Genomic DNA, 16,161 nt, shown 5'->3' with positions numbered 1-16,161 from the left:
CACCTAGCGCGCAGCGAGCACCTGGGCGATTTCCTCCAGTATCGCCGGGTCATCGATGGTGGAAGGTGCGACGAACACCTCCTGCGCAGCGATCTTGCGCAGCACCGCCCGCAGGATCTTCCCCGAACGCGTCTTGGGCAGGCGCTTGACCACCAGCACCCGCTGCAGGCATGCCAGCGCCCCGATGGATTCGCGTACCTGCGCGACCAACTGTGCCTGCAGCACGGACGGACTCACCGCGCTGCCGTCCTTGAGCACCACCAGCGCCAGCGGCACCTCGCCCTTGATCTCATCGCTGACGCCGATGACGGCGCATTCCGCCACGTCGGCATGCCGGGCCACCAGGTCTTCCATTTCACCGGTCGACAGCCGATGGCCCGAGACGTTGATGACATCGTCGGTGCGCCCCATGATGTGGACATAGCCGTCGGCATCCAGATAGCCACCGTCGCCGGTGTGGTAATAGCCGGGGTAGCGCTCCAGGTAGCTTTGCAGGTAGCGCGGGTGATCGCCCCACAAGGTCTGGCTGCAACCGGGAGGCAACGGCAGCGCGATGACGATGGCGCCTTGCTCGTCGGGCGCCATCAGCTCGCCTTGCTCATCCAGTACCTGAACGTGATAGCCCGGCACCGCTCGGTTGCTCGAGCCCACCCGCACGGCCGAGCCTTCCAGGCCCATGCAGGGTGCGGTCACAGGCCACCCCGTCTCGGTCTGCCACCAGTGATCGTGAACCGGCTTGCCGGTTTGCGCTTCGAGCCAGCGATGGGTGCTGGAGTCGAGCTTCTCGCCGGCCAGGAACAGCTGCCGCAGCGAACTCAGGTCGTAACCGCGCAGCAGCAACCCCTCGGGGTCTTCCTTGCGGATGGCACGCATTGCAGTGGGCGCGCAGAACAGCGCGTTGACGCCATACTGCTCGACCACGCGCCAATAGCTGCCGGCATCCGGCGTACGAATGGGCTTGCCCTCGTAGAGCACGCTGGTACAGCCGCACATCAGCGGCCCGTAGACGATCAGCGAGTGGCCAACCACCCAACCGACATCGGAAATTCCCCACCAGACATCGCCTGCGCGCATGCCGTAGATGGCGCCCATGGCGAAGGTCAGGGCCACCGCGTTACCACCGGTTTCGCGCACGATGCCCTTGGGTTTGCCGGTGGTGCCGGAGGTGTACATCACGTACAGCGGATCGCCGCTGGCCATGTCCACGGCCGCCGCGGGCGCAGCGTCGGCCAACTGTGCCTGCCAGTCCAGGTCGCGGCCCTCCTGCAGTGTCGCCAAAGCCTGCGGACGTTGCAGCACCAGCACCTGTTCGGGAGCATGGCGAGCCAGGCCCATGGCCTTGTCCACCAGCGGCTTGTAGGCAATCACCCGGTCGAATTCCACACCGCACGAGGCGGTGAGCAGCAATTTGGGCCGGCAGTCGTCGATGCGCAGCGCCAGTTCATTGGCAGCGAAGCCGCCGAACACCACCGAGTGCACTGCGCCGATCCGCGCGCAGGCCAGCATCGCCATGGCGGCCTCGGGCACCATCGGCATGTAGATCACTACGCCATCGCCCTTGGCCACCCCCAGGCCGGTGAGCACGCCTGCCAGCCGCGCCACCTGGTCGAGCAGCTGCTGATAGGTGAAGCGTTGCTGTACGCCGGTCACCGGCGAGTCGTAGATCAGCGCAGTCTGTGCGCCGCGACCCAGCGCCACTTGCCGGTCCAGGCACAGATAGCTGGTGTTGAGACGGCCATCGGCAAACCAGCGATGGGTGCCGTCGGGCTGTACGTCGAGCACCTGCTGCGGCGGGTGCGACCAGGCGACTGCGCGGGCCTGTTCTGCCCAGAAACCGGCAGGGTCGGAAATGGAGCGTTCGTACGCTTGCTCATAGTTCATCGGTAGCCAACCCTGGATTGTTGTTATTGAAGGGCGAGCGTTGAGTATGGCTGGGGTTGGCCGGGCTGCCAGCCGATCAAGGTCGAACGTCGAACGTGGCGTGGCGCGCACGAACCGCTATGATGGCCACCGCGATTTCCTTGATGACGGTTGTCCCATGAATACCCTCGAGCTGCTCGAAGCCGGCCATTTGGCTGGCGCCACCCGCCTGGACCTGGCCTGCGGCCTGACCGAATTTCCCCAGGCCATCTTCACCCTGGCCGACAGCCTGGAGGTGCTCAACCTCAGCGGCAACGCCCTGACCCGGCTGCCCGATGACCTGCACCGGCTGCACAAGCTCAAGGTGCTGTTCTGCTCGGACAATCCATTCACCGAGTTGCCTGCCTGCATCGGCCGCTGCCCGCAGTTGAGCATGGTCGGCTTCAAGGCCAACCGCATCGAACACGTACCTGCGCAGGCGTTGCCGCCACAGCTGCGCTGGCTGATTCTCACCGACAACCGCATCGAGCGTTTGCCCGACGCGCTGGGTGACTGCCTGCACCTGCAGAAACTGATGCTCTCGGGCAACCGTCTGCAAGCCTTGCCCGAGCGCCTGGCACGGCTGGAAAACCTCGAGCTGCTGCGCCTGTCGGCAAACCGCCTGCCGGCCCTGCCCGACTGGCTGCTGCGCCTGCCACGGCTGGCCTGGCTGGCGTATGCCGGGAACCCCATGAGCGAAGCCTTCACCACACCCCACAGCGAGGGCACACGCGGGCACATCGCCTGGAGCGACCTGCGCCTGGACGAGCGTCTGGGCGAAGGGGCTTCGGGCATCATCTATCGTGCACACCTGGAAAGCGGGCAGCCGGTGGCGGTAAAGCTGTACAAGGGCGCGATGACCAGCGATGGCTCGCCGGTCAACGAGATGAACGCCTGCATGGCTGCGGGCGAACATCCGCAGTTGATCGAGGTGCTGGGACGCTTGAGCGGGCATCCCGACGGTACTGCGGGGCTGGTCATGGCGCTGATCGATCAGTCGTTCGCCAACCTGGCGGGTCCGCCCAGCCTGGCTTCTTGCACGCGCGACATCTACTCGGCCGATTTCGCCATTGATCGCGATGCCCTGTTGCGCCTGCTGCGGGGTATGGCCGGAGTCGGCGCCCATCTGCATGCGCGCGGGATCAACCACGGTGACTTCTACGCCCACAACGTGCTGTGGCGCGACAGTGGCGAATGCCTGTTCGGCGATTTCGGGGGGGCCTCGTTCTACCCCGGCGACGGGGGCGAGGTATCGCAAGCACTGGAGCGGATCGAAGTTCGCGCCTTCGGCTTGCTGTTCGAGGAGCTGCTGACCCGTTGCACTGAAACCGACGACGGCTTGTGGGCCTTGCAACGCGAGTGCGTCCAGCCCCAGGTACTGGCCCGCCCCAGCTTCGCGCGAGTCACCCAGCGCCTGGGTACCTGACGATCAGACGCCAGATCCCCTGTAGCAGCGGCGCAAGCCGCGTCAACGGCCGCCGTAATCTACCTGACGCACCGCGTTGAACCCGGACGCGGCTCGCGCCGCTGCTACAGGGGTGGTGTCGGCCGCGTCCTTACGATCTGCCTGGCCTATAGCGGTAAAGACGACTACGGATCAGCCGGCGAGGCCGACGTAGACGTTCTGCACGTCGTCGTTGCCGTCGATGGCGTCGAGGAAGTCTTCCACTTCGGCCAACTGCGCGGCGTCATCCAGAGTCACCGGGTTTTTCGGCACGTAGCCGATCTTCGCCGACACCACCGTAAAACCCTGCCCCGGCAGCGCCTTGCACACGGCGTCCAGATCGGTGGTTTCGGTCAGGAACAGGAACGCGCCCTCGTCGCCCTCCTCGACCTCCTGCGCACCGGCTTCGATGGCCGCTTCCTCGGCATCGACGTCGGCCGAATCAGGCGTCGCTTCGATCATGCCGTAGTGATGGAAATCCCAGGAGACCGAACCCTCGGCGCCCAGGGTGCCCTTGCGAAACAGCACGCGAATCTGCGAAACGGTGCGGTTGACGTTGTCGGTCAGGCACTCGACGATGACCGGCACCTGGTGCGGGGCAAAGCCTTCGTACTTGACCAATGTGTAGTTGACCGCGTCGTCGCCTACGCCGGCGCCCTTCTTGATGGCACGCTCCAGCGTCTCGCGGGTCATCGAGGCCTTCTTGGCCTGTTCGATCACCAACCGCAGGCGGGCGTTGGTGTCCGGATCGGTACCGGAACGCGCCGCGATCGAAATTTCCTTGGACAGCTTGCCGAAGATCCGCCCCTTGGCGTTGGCTGCTGCTTCGCGATGTTTAGCTTTCCACTGTGCGCCCATTTACCCGCTCTCTTGTTCGCTCGACCCATGCGCAGGCGACTGCAGCCCGCGCGTTGCGGCGCAGTTTACCTGCCCATCGCAAGCGCATCGACCAAAATTCTCCGGGCGCAACATCAACCCACGCGGGCCACCCACTTGCCGAAGCCGTCGATGAAACCCTGTAGGAATGGCCGGCTCTTCTCCACCACCTGACCGTTCTCGTCGAACAGCCCACCTGCGTGACCCAGGTACGCTTCGGGCTGCTGCATCATTGCCACGTCGAGGAACACCATGCACTGGCGCAGATGCTGGTTGGCGCCAAAGCCGCCTACCGCACCGGGCGAGACGCTGATGACCGCGCCCGGCTTGCCGGTGAAGTGGCTCTGACCGTAAGGCCGCGAGCCCACGTCGATCGCGTTCTTCAAAGGTGCCGGTACCGAGCGGTTGTACTCGGGCGTGACGAACAGCAGCGCATCGGCTTCGCCCAGCGCCTGGCGAAAAGTGGTATAAGCAGCGGGTGGGGTGACATCGATATCTTCGTTGTAAAGCGGCAGAGCGCCGATTTCCACGATTTTCAACGTCAGGTTGTCAGGTGCCATGGCCTGCAGCGCCAGTGCCACCCTGCGGTTGATCGACTCTTTTCTGAGGCTGCCGACCAGTACCGCAACCGAATAGACCTTGCTCATGCCTGTACCCCTGTGATGAATGAACCGAGGGCTAGTTATAGATGACTTGGCCCGGTTTGTCCGCCATCGGTCAGGCGCCCGCACTATTTTTTCTCGCTGGCAAAACTACCTGAATAAACAGGGGTCTACAGTGCCAGCGAGATACACGCAAAATTCTTCAGAGGTTGGAACTAAAATGGCGGTAGTCCTGGTTGGGCAATTTCATGCACGCGATGCGGAAGGTCGTATCTATCCGGTGCATGAGTTTCAGGAGTCGACCCCGGCGGTCGAAGGCAGTGCGCCGACCCGTACCTACAAGCTGGCCATCGGCGATCGAGTCAACCACTTGGGCGACGACCGTTTCCAACTGGTACAGAGCGGCGTGGAAATCATCCGAATCCCTTGACAGTCCGTGCACCCATTCACGCTGACACGCCCCCCGCGTTGTTAGCCGGCAGGGAACGCGCATGAGACTGCGCCATATCGAAATCATCCAGGCGCTCTGCCAGACCGGCGAACTCAAGAGCGCTGCGCAAATGCTCGACCTTTCCGTGCAGACCCTCGAACAGAACTTGCAGGACGCCGAGCGAAAGCTGGGCTTCCTGCTGTTTGCGCGGGCCCGTGGGAGGTTCCAGCCGACCCCGGAAACCCTGCGCATGCAGGCTGCCATCGCAAACGTGCAAACTCAGGCGGACCGCCTGCAACGCCTGGCCGACAGCCTGCGCGAGCATCAGGATCCCGGACTGCACGTGGTGTGCACAGCGTCCCTGGCCCACCAGTTGCTGCCGCAGAGCATCGCTGCCCTGCGCCGACGCTTTCGTGAAACCCCGTGCACGCTGGGTGTGCAGAATACCGATGCCATGGTGCGCAGCCTGTTGCTGCAGCAGACCGACATCGGCCTGAGCCTGCACAGTCCCAAGCACGCGTCCATTACCAGCCAGGTGCTGGCCGAAGGCAAACTGCAGTTGCTCGCCCCTCAAGGCTGGCTCTCCCCCAAGCATCGCTACATCGCACTGCATGAACTGGCGGGACAGGCGATGATCGGTCTGGAGGGGGAAGACCCGCTGAGCCTAGTGCTGGAACACAAGCTTCAAGCGCTGAATCCGCCCCCGCGTATCCAGACTCGCGTGCAGACCTACCAGATGATGCGCAGCATGGTCGAGGCCGGCGAAGGGCTGGCCATCGTCGATCCTTTTACCGCAGCGGGTGCGCGTGCCCAGGGGCTGGATACGTGCCCGCTGTCGCCTGCCGTGCCGGTCACCCTCTACGCCCTCACGCGCAGTGAGGCATCGGTTTGCGCGGCGGCAAAGACCCTGCTCGAAATCATTGCGCACAACGCGCAGGCGTTGCTCTCACCCGTCCGCGAATAACGTGTACCAGAACAGCGCCGTTTCGTGGCTGGCCGCATCGATGGCCTGGTAGCGCAAGTAGTCGATCCCACCCAGCCTGAAACCACAGCGTTCGTACAGCCGGCACGCTGGCAGGTTGTTGTTCTGGGTTTCCAGCATGATGCCTGGCAAACCCTGCTTGATTGCCCAGAAACGCACCACATCGAGCAGCGCCTTGGCCACGCCCTGCCCGCGCGCCAACGCATCGACCGCCAGCTCGTCGACATAGGCAAGGTTGTTCCAGTGACGGCTGACCACCACGTGACCGACGGCCTGCTCACCGAGCCACGCCACGAAGATGGCACCGCCGGCCTCGGGTTGGCGATAGCGGGCGAACTCGGCAGGGTCTATGCCGTAGTCCTTGCGATATACCCGCACTGACCTGAGTGGCCACTGGGCGACCGGCTGATTGAATACAGGAGATACATAACCACAGACCTGGGCACTGAAATCGGCGCCCAGCACGTAGTCGTCGAAACGCTCATCGGCCAGGCGAATGCACGGCTGGCTATCGGTCAAACCACTGGCCGGGCCGTTCGCAGGCGACACAGCGGGCTACGCGCCCAACTGCGTCCAGAGCGCATCGGCCCCGGCAGCTTTGGCGATGACCTGCAGGCGTGCCAGGTGCTCGTCGAGCTCGGCTTGGCTGGCGCGGATGATCGCCGTGGGCCGGCGATCCGCCGGCAGTCGGCGGATCTCGCTGCCCTGCTTGCCACCGCCGTCGCCATCGCTGGCGTTGCCTGCCAGCGAAAGGCTGGTCTGGCCACCGGTCATGGCCAGGTAGACGTCCGCAAGAATCTCGGAGTCGAGCAACGCGCCGTGCAGCTCACGCCCGGAGTTGTCGATGCCATAGCGCTTGCACAGCGCATCGAGGCTGTTGCGTTGCCCCGGATGGCGCTCGCGGGCCATCGCCAGGCTGTCGATCACCGTGCAGTACTCGGCAATGTTGGCCCGCTCGGGCATGCCGGCGATCTTGAATTCGTTGTTCAGGAAGCCCACGTCGAAGGTCGCGTTGTGCGCGATGATCTGCGCGCCCTGGATGAACTCGTAGAGTTCGTCGGCGACCTCGGCGAAACGCGGCTTGCCCACCAGAAACTCGTCGGTGATGCCGTGGACACCAATGGCGCCCTCGTCACTGGGCCGGTCCGGTTGTACATAGACGTGAAAATTGCGCCCGGTCAAACGCCTCCCCATCAGTTCGACGCAGCCGATCTCGATCACCCTATGGCCATCGGTGACCGGCATACCGGTGGTTTCGGTGTCGAATACTACGGAACGAACGGCCATGGGCAGAAAACTCTCGAGCAGGGTGAACGAAGATCAAGGTGGAGCGATGGGCATGAACGGCAACCGGTGAAACTCTAGCACAGCGCAGCAGGGGCTCCTATCCGGTTGCCTGACGACCGGGCCGCCTACGCCTGACGCATGCCACGCACTTCATCGACCCCACGGTTGGCCAGGTCGTCGGCGCGCTCGTTGCCCGCATGGCCGTTGTGGCCGCGTACCCACTGCCATTTGACCTGATGGCGATTGACCTGCTCGTCGAGCTGCTGCCACAGGTCGGCATTCTTCACCGGCTGCTTGGCGGCGGTTTTCCAGCCGCGCTTTTTCCAGTTGACCATCCACTCGTTGATGCCTTTCATCACGTACTCGGAGTCGGTCACCAGCAGCACGTCGCAGCCGCGCTTGAGTTCCTGCAGCCCGCGAATGGCCGCCGTCAGCTCCATGCGGTTGTTGGTGGTGGTGCTTTCGCCGCCCCACAACTCTTTCTCCACACCCTTGCACACCAGCAATGCCCCCCAGCCGCCGGGGCCAGGGTTGCCCTTGCAGGCGCCGTCGGTGAAGATTTCCACAGTGTCACTCATCAGGCTTTTCCATCGATGTTCGAATTGTCTCGGTTGACCTTGGCCATCGGCAGCGGCAGCAACTTGCCCATTGGCTCGCGGCGTTGCTGCACCAATGGCCGCAGGCCTACCACCATCTTGCGCGCAACCAATATATAGAAGCCCCCACCGCCACTCTGCCACTTGCCGGCGACGCGTTCGAGGCCGGCCAGGCGCGCCTGCCAGCGGGGCGAGGCAAGCGGCGGACGATAACACCCGAACCGGCGTTTCTCCAGCCCGAAGCCCAGCAGGTTCAGCCAGTCGGCCACCCGCGAAGCGGAGAAGCAGCGCGCCTTGTGCAGCCCGTCCTTGGCGAACACCCGGCGCGCGCCCCAGGCGCTCCACGGGTTGATGCCGACGATCAGCAGGTGCCCACCCGGCCGCACCGCGCTGGCCGCTTCGCGCAGCAGGCCGTGGGGCGAGAGGCTGAAATCCAGCCCGTGCTGCAGCACCACGACGTCCGCGGCATGTTCGCCCAGCGGCCAGGCCTGCTCTTCGCACACGATCTCGACGCCTGGAAAGGGCGCACCCATGCGCACGTTGCGGTGGATTTGCCCGGCCACCGGTGGTGGCTCGGCGCTGGGGCCGTAATGCACCAGATAGCCGCCGAAGAAACGCGCCAGCTCTTCTTCGAGCAAGCGCTGTTCTTCGCGCAGCAGCAACTGGCCGTGCGGCCCGGCGAACCATTCGCGGGCCTGGCCGATCAGGGCCAGCCACTGTGGGTCGGCCTGGGCAAAGGCGGTATCGGTCATGACGATCTCCCACACTGAGGTTCACCTAATGCCGACGGGGCACTAAGATGGACCATTAATCGAAATCAAGCGAACCGAGCCATGATACAGATTCACGCGCTGAACGCTTTCTCCGACAACTACATCTGGTTGTTACAAGACACTGCGGCGCGCCAGTGCGCGGTGGTGGATCCGGGCGACGCCGAGCCGGTCGAGCGGTGGCTCGACGCCCATCCCGACATGCGCCTGACCGATATCCTCGTCACCCATCACCACAACGATCACGTCGGCGGCGTTCAGGCGCTCAAGCGGCGCACCGGCGCGCAGGTCAGTGGGCCTGCCGGGGAATCGATCCCGGCCCGCGACCGCGCCCTGCGCGAAGGTGACAGCCTGGACGTGCTCGGCCTGCACCTGCAGGTCCACGACGTGCCGGGGCATACTGCGGGGCACATCGCCTTCTACCACCTGAGCGACACGCAGCCGCTGCTGTTCCCCGGCGACACCCTGTTCGCCGCCGGATGCGGGCGGTTGTTCGAAGGCACTGCGCAGCAGATGCACGCGTCGCTGTCGCGCCTGGCCGGGCTGCCCGATGACACCCTGGTCTACAGCGCCCATGAATACACCCTGAGCAACCTGAAATTCGCCAGCGCGGTAGAACCTGGCAATCCGGACATCGCCGAGCGTCTGGAAGAGGTCACTGCGCTGCGCCAGCGCAATGCGATCACCCTGCCCACCTCGATCAGCCTGGAAAAGCGCACGAACCCGTTTCTGCGGGCTGCTGAAACATCCGTTAAACAAAAAGCAGACGAACGGGCCGGAACCTCTCACGGCACGGCGCAGGCGGTGTTCGCAACCTTGCGTAGTTGGAAAGATAAGTTCTGAAGGGCACTGATTTGTGTCGGAAATTTCTCAAAGGTTGACCGACCTTCGGTCACTTTCTAGAATCGCCCGACATTTTCGCGCGGAACTATCCTCCAGCCAATGTCGTCATCCATACGTAAAACCATCAAGTCCGACGCATTGACGCGACTGGCCCAGGCGATCGCGGTCACGCTGTGCGCCGGCCTGGCCGGCTGCCAGAGCACCGCCAGCGTGTCCTCGGGCGCCGCCCCGGACGCCCGCCCTCACGCCCTGACCGCACACGTGCGGCCCAAGCCGATTTTCGTCAACCAGAGCCAGCCGAAGAAAGCCCCACAGGACGTGTGGGAGCGGATTCGCGACGGTTTCCAGCTGCAAGACAGCATTGCCATGAACCCGCGCGTCGAACAGCAGCGCCTGTGGTTCGTCAGCAACCCATCGTTCCTGGAAAGTGCCAGCGGCCGTGGCAGCCTGTACATGCACTACATCGTCGAGCGCCTGGAAGAACGCGACATGCCGCTGGAGCTGGCGCTGCTGCCGGTCATCGAAAGCGCCTTCAACCCGATGGCCTATTCGCGCTCCGATGCCTCCGGGCTGTGGCAGTTCATTCCGTCCACCGGCCGCTACTTCAACCTGCGCCAGACCAACTTCTACGACGGTCGTCGCGATGTCACCGCCTCCACGGGTGCGGCGCTGGACTACCTGAGCAAGCTGCACGAGATGTTCAACGGCGACTGGCTGCTGGCCCTGGCGGCCTACAACGCCGGCGAAGGCACGGTCAGCCGCGCCATGGAGCGCAACGAAAAGCTCGGCCTGCCGACTGACTACTGGAACCTGCCATTGCCGCAGGAGACCCGTGACTACGTGCCCAAGCTGCTCGCCCTGGCCGAACTGGTGCAATCGCCCCAGGCCTACGGCGTGAATCTGAACCCGATCGCCAACCAACCGTACTTCGACGTGGTGGAGGTCAACCAGCGCGTCGACCTGTCCCGCGTCGCGGCGCTGGCCGGCATCGACGAAGACGAGATGTTCCAGCTCAATCCGGCATTCAAGAAGCGCGTCACCATGGAGCCGACCCAGCACCTGCTGGTGCCTACGGCCAAGGCACAGTTGCTGACCGCCAGCCTGTCGAACATGAAGCCCGAAGAACTGCTGACCCTGGCACCTGCCCAGCGCGTCTTCGACGAAGTGGCGGTGGTGCAGCCCAGCCGGCCCAAGTCGTACACCGTGCGGCGCGGCGACAACCTGGCGTCCATCGCCAAGGCCAACAAGGTCGATACCCGCGACCTGCAGCGCTGGAACCGCCTGACCGGCAAGAACCTCAAGGCCGGCCAGACCCTGGTCATGCAGGCTGAAACCCCGGCCAAGGGCCGCCTGGTGGCCAAGGCTGGCTCGGCTGCCAGCGATGCGCAGAAGACCACCACCTACAAGGTGCGCAAGGGCGACTCGCTGTACCTGGTCGCCAAGCGCTTCAACGTCGAGATGCAGCATCTCAAGCGCTGGAATCCGCGCAGCGGCCACGCGCTCAAGCCTGGCCAGACCCTTACGGTCTACCTCAACCGCCGCTGAGTGCGCGCTGACCTGGAACGCTCCCCCTGAGGAGCGTTCCAGCGCCAGCTTAACGCCATCACCACTCTTCTTCCTGCTGAGACAAACTGTTACTGTAAGCGCAACAAAGTCATCGCCGACCGGTTCGGATTCATGAATTGATGCGTCCCCTTCCCTTCCGCCTGCTGGCCTGCCTGCTGGGCCTTGCATTGAGCGCCTGCGCCAACGCGACGATCATCCAAAGCCACGGCTATGCGCAATTCGGAACGCTCAAATACCCGGCACGCTTCAGCCACTTCGATTGGGTCAACGGCGATGCGCCCAAGGGTGGCACGTTGCGGACGATGGCCTTCGGTACGTTCGACACGCTCAACCCCTATACCTTCAAGGGCACCAGCCCGGTCCAGACCGCGAACTTCCTGCAGTACGGCATCAACGAGCTGAACGAGCCGTTGATGGTAGGTACCGGCCAGTACGCGCCTTCGGGGGACGAGCCCAGCTCCAGCTATGGTCTCATCGCCCAGTCGGTGGAATACAACGAAAGCCGCAGCTGGGTGGTGTTCAATCTCAGGCCGCAGGCGCGGTTCAACGACGGCCACCCGATCACCAGCGCCGATGTGGCGTTCTCATACCGTACCTTGCTGACCCAGGGCCATCCGATGTACCGCACCAACCTGCAGGAAGTGCTGCGGGTCGATGTGCTGAGCCCGACTCGTATCCGCTTCGTGTTCAAGCGCTCGGGCAATCCGCTGCTGATCCTGCGCCTGGGCGAACTGCCGATCCTGCCCAAGCATTACTGGCAAGGTCGGGACTTCCAGGCGACCACTTTCGAGGCGCCGGTGACCAGCGGCCCCTATCGAATCAAGCAGGTGGTACCGGGCAGAAGGCTGGTGCTGGAACGGTATCGGAACTGGTGGGGCAAGGATCTGCCGGTGAATCGCGGCAAGTACAATTTCGATCGCATGGAGGTCGAGTTCTACCGCGACAGCGACGTGGCCTTCGAAGCGTTCAAGGCCGGCGAGTTCGACATCTACATCGAGCACCAGGCGAAGAACTGGACCAACGGCTATGACTTTCCCGCGGTGCGTCGCGGCGATGTGATCAAGGCGCAGATTCCCCACAAGATCCCGACGCAGACCCAGGGCCTGTTCTTCAATACTCGCCGCCCGGCCTACAGCGACCCCCGCGTGCGCCAAGCACTGGGGCTGTTGCTGGATTTCGAATGGACCAACCGCGCGCTGTTCAGCGGCGCCTATCGGCGCTCCGAGAGCTATTACCCCAACAGCGAATTCGCCGCCACTGGCCTGCCCAGCGGCAAGGAACGCCTGCTGCTGTCGGCGTACAAAAATGCACTGAACCCGGCCCTCTTTCTGGAAGCGCCGAGCATGCCCGGTACCGACGGCAACGGCATTCCTCGAGCCACCTTGCGCCAGGCCCTGAAGCTGCTTGGGGATGCGGGCTGGACGCTGCAGGGCGACCGTCTGCGCAATGCCGCAGGCCAGCCGTTGCGCCTGGAAATCCTGCTGGTCAATTCCAATCTGGAGCGCATCCTGGGCCCCTATGTCGCCAACCTGGCCAGTATCGGCGTGCAGGCCAACCTGCGCAGCGTCGATCGCGCGCAATACAAACAGCGCCTGGACCAGTTCGATTTCGACATGATCTCGCTGACCCTGCCGCAGACCCTGAGCCCGGGCCTGGAGCAATGGCAGTACTTTCACTCCAGCCAAGCCACCGTGCGCGGCAGCAAGAACTATGCGGGCATTGCCAACCCGGTGGTCGATCGCCTGCTGGAGCAACTGCTCGGCGCCCAGAACCGTGACGACCAGGTAGCCGCCGCCAGGGCACTGGACCGCGTGCTGCTGTCGCAGCACTACATGGTGGCCAACTGGTACCTGGACTACCACCGCCTGGCGTACCGCAGCCGGTTGGCATTCGTCACTACACCGCCGTACACCCTGGGCCTGAGTACCTGGTGGGTCAAGCCTACGGAGAAGAGTCAATGATGCCATTACCTGCCTTGGCCAGAGCCCTCGGCGCATGCGCGCTGAGCCTTGCGGCCAGCCTGGCACAGGCCGCGCCCCAACATGCCCTCACCCTGTACGACGAAGCACCGAAATACCCGGCCGGCTTCCAGCACTACGACTACGTCAACCCCGACGCGCCCAAGGGCGGCACCTTTCGCCAGAAAGGCGTGGGTAGCTTCGACAGCCTCAATCCCTTCATCAGCAAGGGCGTGCCTGCCGACGACATGGACCTTAACTACGATACCCTGGCGCGGCAAAGCCTGGACGAGCCGTTTACCGAGTATGGCCTGGTGGCCGGGCGCATCGAGAAAGCCCCGGACAACAGTTGGGTGCGCTTCTACCTGCGCCCCGAAGCGCGTTTCCACGATGGCCGGCCGATGCACGCCGAAGACGTCGTGTTCAGTTTCCAGACCCTGATCCAGAGCGGCTCGCCGCTGTATCGCAGCTACTACGCCGACGTCGCCGAAGTGGTCGCCGAAGACCCGCAACGGGTGCTGTTCAAGTTCAAGCACAGCAACAATCGCGAGCTGCCACTGATCCTCGGTCAACTACCGGTACTGCCCAAGCACTTCTGGGAAGGCCGCGATTTCACCAAGGGCAGCCTGGACATTCCGCTGGGCAGCGGGCCCTACAGGGTGGCAGAGGTCAAGGCCGGTCGCTCGATACGTTACGAGCGGGTCAAGGACTATTGGGCACGCGACCTGCCGATGAACCGCGGCATGTTCAACTTCGACGTGCTCGACATCCAGTACTACCGCGACAGCACCGTGGCCCTGGAAGCCATGAAGGCCGGACAGTTCGACTACTGGCTCGAAAGCAGCGCGAAGAACTGGGCCACCGCCTACGACATTCCCGCCGTCCGCGAAAAGCGCCTGATCCGCGAAGAAATACCCAACGGCAACCCGACCGGCATGCAGGGCTTTGTATTCAACCTGCGCAAGCCGCTGTTCCAGGACGTGCGCGTGCGCGAAGCCCTGTCACTGGTGTTCGATTTCGAATGGACCAACAAACAGCTGTTCAACGGCGCCTACACGCGCACCGACAGCTATTTCGAAAACTCCGACATGGCGGCCTCGGGCCTGCCCAGCCCGGCCGAACTGAAGATTCTCGAACCGCTGCGCGGGCAGATTCCCGAGCAGATCTTCGACACGCCGTTCAACAACCCAGTCACCGACGCCAGCGGCATGCTGCGCGAGCAGCAGCGTCGCGCCTATAAACTGCTTCAGGACGCCGGCTGGCGCATCGTCGACGACAAGATGGTCGATGCCAAGGGCACGCCGGTGAAGATCGAGTTCCTGCTGACCCAGGCCGATTTCGACCGGGTCCTGCTGCCCTACAAGCGCAACCTGGCGGACCTGGGGATCGAACTGGTGATCCGCCGCGTCGACGTCTCCCAGTACATCACCCGCATTCGCTCGCGCGACTTCGACATGATGGTCGGCAGTTTCTCCCAGTCCACCTCGCCCGGCAACGAGCAGCGCGAGTTCTGGGCGAGCTCCAGCGCCGACAAGCCTGGCAGCCGCAACTACATCGGGCTCAGGGACCCGGCCATCGACAGCCTGGTGGAGAGCCTGATCAATGCCACCTCGCGCCAGGACCTGGTCGATCACGCCCGGGCCCTGGACCGAGTCCTGCTCTGGGGCCACTACGTGGTCCCCAACTGGCACATCAAGACCTGGCGCGTGGCGTACTGGAACCACATCGGCCACCCGGCCATCACGCCACGCTACGACGTGGGCCTGCAGACCTGGTGGCGCAAGCCCCACGCCACGCCGGCGGTAACCCCCACGCCTTCCGAGACGCCCTGACATGCTGGCCTATACCCTGCGCCGACTGCTGCTCATCATTCCTACCCTGCTGGGCATCCTGATCATCAACTTCGCCATCATCCAGGCCGCGCCCGGCGGGCCGGTGGAACAGATGATCGCCAAGCTCGAAGGCTTCGACGGCGCCACCAGCCGCATCGCCGGCGGTGGTGCCGAAGTGGCGGTCGCCGGTTCCAGCTACCGCGGCGCGCAGGGCCTGGACCCGGCGCTGGTGAAGGAAATCGAGAAGATGTACGGCTTCGACAAGCCAGCCCCCGAGCGCCTGTGGATCATGATCAAGAACTATGCGCAGCTGGATTTCGGTACCAGCTTCTTCCGCGATGCCAAGGTCATCGACCTGATCGTGGAAAAGATGCCGGTGTCGATCTCGCTGGGCTTGTGGAGCACCCTGATCATGTACCTGGTGTCGATTCCCCTGGGCATCGCCAAGGCCACCCGCCACGGCAGCCATTTCGACGTCTGGACCAGCTCGGCGATCATCATCGGCTATGCCATTCCCGCCTTCCTGTTCGCCATCCTGCTGATCGTGGTGTTCGCCGGCGGCAGCTACCTGGACTGGTTCCCGCTGCGCGGCCTGACGTCCAACAATTTCGAGGAGCTGAGCTGGAGCGGCAAGGTGCTGGACTACTTCTGGCACCTGGTGCTGCCCGTCGGCGCACTGGTGATCGGCCACTTCGCCACCATGACACTGCTGACCAAGAACAGTTTCCTCGACGAAATCGGCAAGCAATACGTGGTCACCGCTAAGGCCAAGGGGCTGAGCAATCGCCGCGTGCTGTACGGCCACGTGTTCCGCAATGCCATGCTGCTGGTGATCGCCGGCTTCCCCTCGGCCTTCATCGGCATCTTTTTCACCGGGTCCCTGCTGGTCGAAGTGATCTTCTCCCTCGACGGCCTGGGGCTGATGAGCTTCGAGGCGGCGATCAACCGCGATTACCCGGTGGTGTTCGGCACCCTGTTCATCTTTACTTTGCTGGGGCTGGTGGTGAAATTGATCGGCGACCTTACCTACACCCTGGTCGATCCACGCATCGACTTCGGCCATCGGGAGCACTGAG

At 63.8% G+C, this 16,161-nt stretch carries 15 protein-coding genes; 8 read left to right on the top strand and 7 right to left on the bottom strand.

Annotation, left to right across the window (positions count from 1 at the left end; genetic code table 11):
• Positions 1 to 3: 3 nt before the first annotated feature.
• Complete coding sequence (locus IFT76_RS09920; RefSeq protein WP_192058165.1) at positions 4 to 1,881, bottom strand: propionyl-CoA synthetase; 1,878 nt, start codon at positions 1,879 to 1,881, stop codon at positions 4 to 6.
• Between the two features lie 157 nt (positions 1,882 to 2,038).
• Here IFT76_RS09920 and IFT76_RS09915 point away from each other — a divergent pair, with 157 nt between their 5' ends.
• The gene (locus tag IFT76_RS09915; protein ID WP_192058163.1) at positions 2,039 to 3,325 is read left to right on the top strand and encodes a leucine-rich repeat-containing protein kinase family protein; all 1,287 of its coding nucleotides are present in this window, start codon (positions 2,039 to 2,041) and stop codon (positions 3,323 to 3,325) included.
• A 171-nt stretch (positions 3,326 to 3,496) separates the two neighbouring features.
• Here the strand turns inward: IFT76_RS09915 and IFT76_RS09910 are convergent, their stop codons facing one another.
• Both IFT76_RS09910 and IFT76_RS09905 read right to left on the bottom strand, forming a co-directional pair.
• Positions 3,497 to 4,201 carry a YebC/PmpR family DNA-binding transcriptional regulator gene (locus tag IFT76_RS09910; protein ID WP_122475984.1) on the bottom strand — a complete coding sequence of 235 codons (705 nt, stop codon included), beginning with the start codon at positions 4,199 to 4,201 and terminating at the stop codon, positions 3,497 to 3,499.
• Positions 4,202 to 4,314: 113 nt separating this feature from the next.
• Positions 4,315 to 4,866: an NADPH-dependent FMN reductase gene (locus IFT76_RS09905; protein WP_192058160.1), complete on the bottom strand. Its 552-nt coding sequence runs from the start codon at positions 4,864 to 4,866 to the stop codon at positions 4,315 to 4,317.
• Positions 4,867 to 5,041: 175 nt separating this feature from the next.
• Between IFT76_RS09905 and IFT76_RS09900 the strand changes: the two genes are divergently transcribed.
• Together IFT76_RS09900 and IFT76_RS09895 are read left to right on the top strand one after the other, a co-directional pair.
• On the top strand, positions 5,042 to 5,251 hold the full coding sequence (locus IFT76_RS09900) for a hypothetical protein (protein ID WP_122713739.1): 210 nt from the start codon (positions 5,042 to 5,044) through the stop codon (positions 5,249 to 5,251).
• Positions 5,252 to 5,312: 61 nt separating this feature from the next.
• Positions 5,313 to 6,215: a LysR family transcriptional regulator gene (locus tag IFT76_RS09895; RefSeq protein WP_192058158.1), complete on the top strand. Its 903-nt coding sequence runs from the start codon at positions 5,313 to 5,315 to the stop codon at positions 6,213 to 6,215.
• On the opposite strand, the gene IFT76_RS09890 is transcribed toward IFT76_RS09895, so the two are convergent.
• From IFT76_RS09890 to IFT76_RS09875, 4 genes are all read right to left on the bottom strand, one after another.
• Positions 6,198 to 6,782, bottom strand: coding sequence for a GNAT family N-acetyltransferase (locus IFT76_RS09890; protein WP_342365574.1), 585 nt, complete (start codon positions 6,780 to 6,782; stop codon positions 6,198 to 6,200). The two genes, IFT76_RS09895 and IFT76_RS09890, sit on opposite strands and share 18 nt — an antisense overlap.
• A gap of 6 nt (positions 6,783 to 6,788) precedes the next feature.
• Positions 6,789 to 7,520 carry a DNA polymerase III subunit epsilon gene (gene dnaQ, locus IFT76_RS09885; protein WP_122713741.1) on the bottom strand — a complete coding sequence of 244 codons (732 nt, stop codon included), beginning with the start codon at positions 7,518 to 7,520 and terminating at the stop codon, positions 6,789 to 6,791.
• 125 nt (positions 7,521 to 7,645) lie between these two features.
• Positions 7,646 to 8,098 (bottom strand): ribonuclease HI, encoded by a 453-nt coding sequence (rnhA, locus tag IFT76_RS09880; RefSeq protein WP_122713742.1) that lies wholly within the window; start codon positions 8,096 to 8,098, stop codon positions 7,646 to 7,648.
• Entirely contained in the window at positions 8,098 to 8,868 is a 771-nt protein-coding gene (locus IFT76_RS09875) for a class I SAM-dependent methyltransferase (protein WP_122475993.1), read from the bottom strand. The genes rnhA and IFT76_RS09875 overlap by 1 nt, the downstream gene beginning before the upstream one ends.
• Positions 8,869 to 8,949: 81 nt before the next feature.
• Here IFT76_RS09875 and gloB point away from each other — a divergent pair, with 81 nt between their 5' ends.
• The 5 genes from gloB (at position 8,950) to IFT76_RS09850 (ending at position 16,160) form a co-directional block, all read left to right on the top strand.
• Positions 8,950 to 9,729 carry a hydroxyacylglutathione hydrolase gene (gloB, locus tag IFT76_RS09870; protein ID WP_192058156.1) on the top strand — a complete coding sequence of 260 codons (780 nt, stop codon included), beginning with the start codon at positions 8,950 to 8,952 and terminating at the stop codon, positions 9,727 to 9,729.
• A 99-nt stretch (positions 9,730 to 9,828) separates the two neighbouring features.
• Entirely contained in the window at positions 9,829 to 11,274 is a 1,446-nt protein-coding gene (locus IFT76_RS09865) for a lytic transglycosylase domain-containing protein (protein WP_192053295.1), read from the top strand.
• Positions 11,275 to 11,414: 140 nt separating this feature from the next.
• On the top strand, positions 11,415 to 13,256 hold the full coding sequence (locus IFT76_RS09860) for an extracellular solute-binding protein (protein WP_192058154.1): 1,842 nt from the start codon (positions 11,415 to 11,417) through the stop codon (positions 13,254 to 13,256).
• Positions 13,253 to 15,085, top strand: a complete 1,833-nt coding sequence (locus IFT76_RS09855) for an extracellular solute-binding protein (RefSeq protein WP_192058152.1) — start codon at positions 13,253 to 13,255, stop codon at positions 15,083 to 15,085. Before IFT76_RS09860 ends, IFT76_RS09855 begins: the two co-directional genes overlap by 4 nt.
• A gap of 1 nt (position 15,086) precedes the next feature.
• On the top strand, positions 15,087 to 16,160 hold the full coding sequence (locus tag IFT76_RS09850; RefSeq protein ID WP_122476002.1) for a microcin C ABC transporter permease YejB: 1,074 nt from the start codon (positions 15,087 to 15,089) through the stop codon (positions 16,158 to 16,160).
• Position 16,161 lies beyond the last annotated feature (1 nt).

The organism is Pseudomonas sp. CFBP 13727 (assembly GCF_014841915.1).
Lineage (GTDB): Bacteria > Pseudomonadota > Gammaproteobacteria > Pseudomonadales > Pseudomonadaceae > Aquipseudomonas > Aquipseudomonas baltica.
The sequence above is the reverse complement of the archived record's forward strand: the minus strand, read 5'-3'. Positions and strand labels throughout refer to the sequence as shown.

Coding starts and splice junctions, on each gene's coding strand:
- gloB (WP_192058156.1), top strand. CDS start 8,950: ATGATACAGATTCACGCGCTGAACGCTTTCTCCGACAACTACATCTGG.
- IFT76_RS09855 (WP_192058152.1), top strand. CDS start 13,253: ATGATGCCATTACCTGCCTTGGCCAGAGCCCTCGGCGCATGCGCGCTG.
- rnhA (WP_122713742.1), bottom strand. CDS start 8,098: ATGAGTGACACTGTGGAAATCTTCACCGACGGCGCCTGCAAGGGCAAC.
- dnaQ (WP_122713741.1), bottom strand. CDS start 7,520: ATGGCCGTTCGTTCCGTAGTATTCGACACCGAAACCACCGGTATGCCG.
- IFT76_RS09910 (WP_122475984.1), bottom strand. CDS start 4,201: ATGGGCGCACAGTGGAAAGCTAAACATCGCGAAGCAGCAGCCAACGCC.
- IFT76_RS09850 (WP_122476002.1), top strand. CDS start 15,087: ATGCTGGCCTATACCCTGCGCCGACTGCTGCTCATCATTCCTACCCTG.
- IFT76_RS09875 (WP_122475993.1), bottom strand. CDS start 8,868: ATGACCGATACCGCCTTTGCCCAGGCCGACCCACAGTGGCTGGCCCTG.
- IFT76_RS09860 (WP_192058154.1), top strand. CDS start 11,415: ATGCGTCCCCTTCCCTTCCGCCTGCTGGCCTGCCTGCTGGGCCTTGCA.
- IFT76_RS09915 (WP_192058163.1), top strand. CDS start 2,039: ATGAATACCCTCGAGCTGCTCGAAGCCGGCCATTTGGCTGGCGCCACC.
- IFT76_RS09905 (WP_192058160.1), bottom strand. CDS start 4,866: ATGAGCAAGGTCTATTCGGTTGCGGTACTGGTCGGCAGCCTCAGAAAA.
- IFT76_RS09865 (WP_192053295.1), top strand. CDS start 9,829: ATGTCGTCATCCATACGTAAAACCATCAAGTCCGACGCATTGACGCGA.
- IFT76_RS09900 (WP_122713739.1), top strand. CDS start 5,042: ATGGCGGTAGTCCTGGTTGGGCAATTTCATGCACGCGATGCGGAAGGT.
- IFT76_RS09920 (WP_192058165.1), bottom strand. CDS start 1,881: ATGAACTATGAGCAAGCGTACGAACGCTCCATTTCCGACCCTGCCGGT.
- IFT76_RS09895 (WP_192058158.1), top strand. CDS start 5,313: ATGAGACTGCGCCATATCGAAATCATCCAGGCGCTCTGCCAGACCGGC.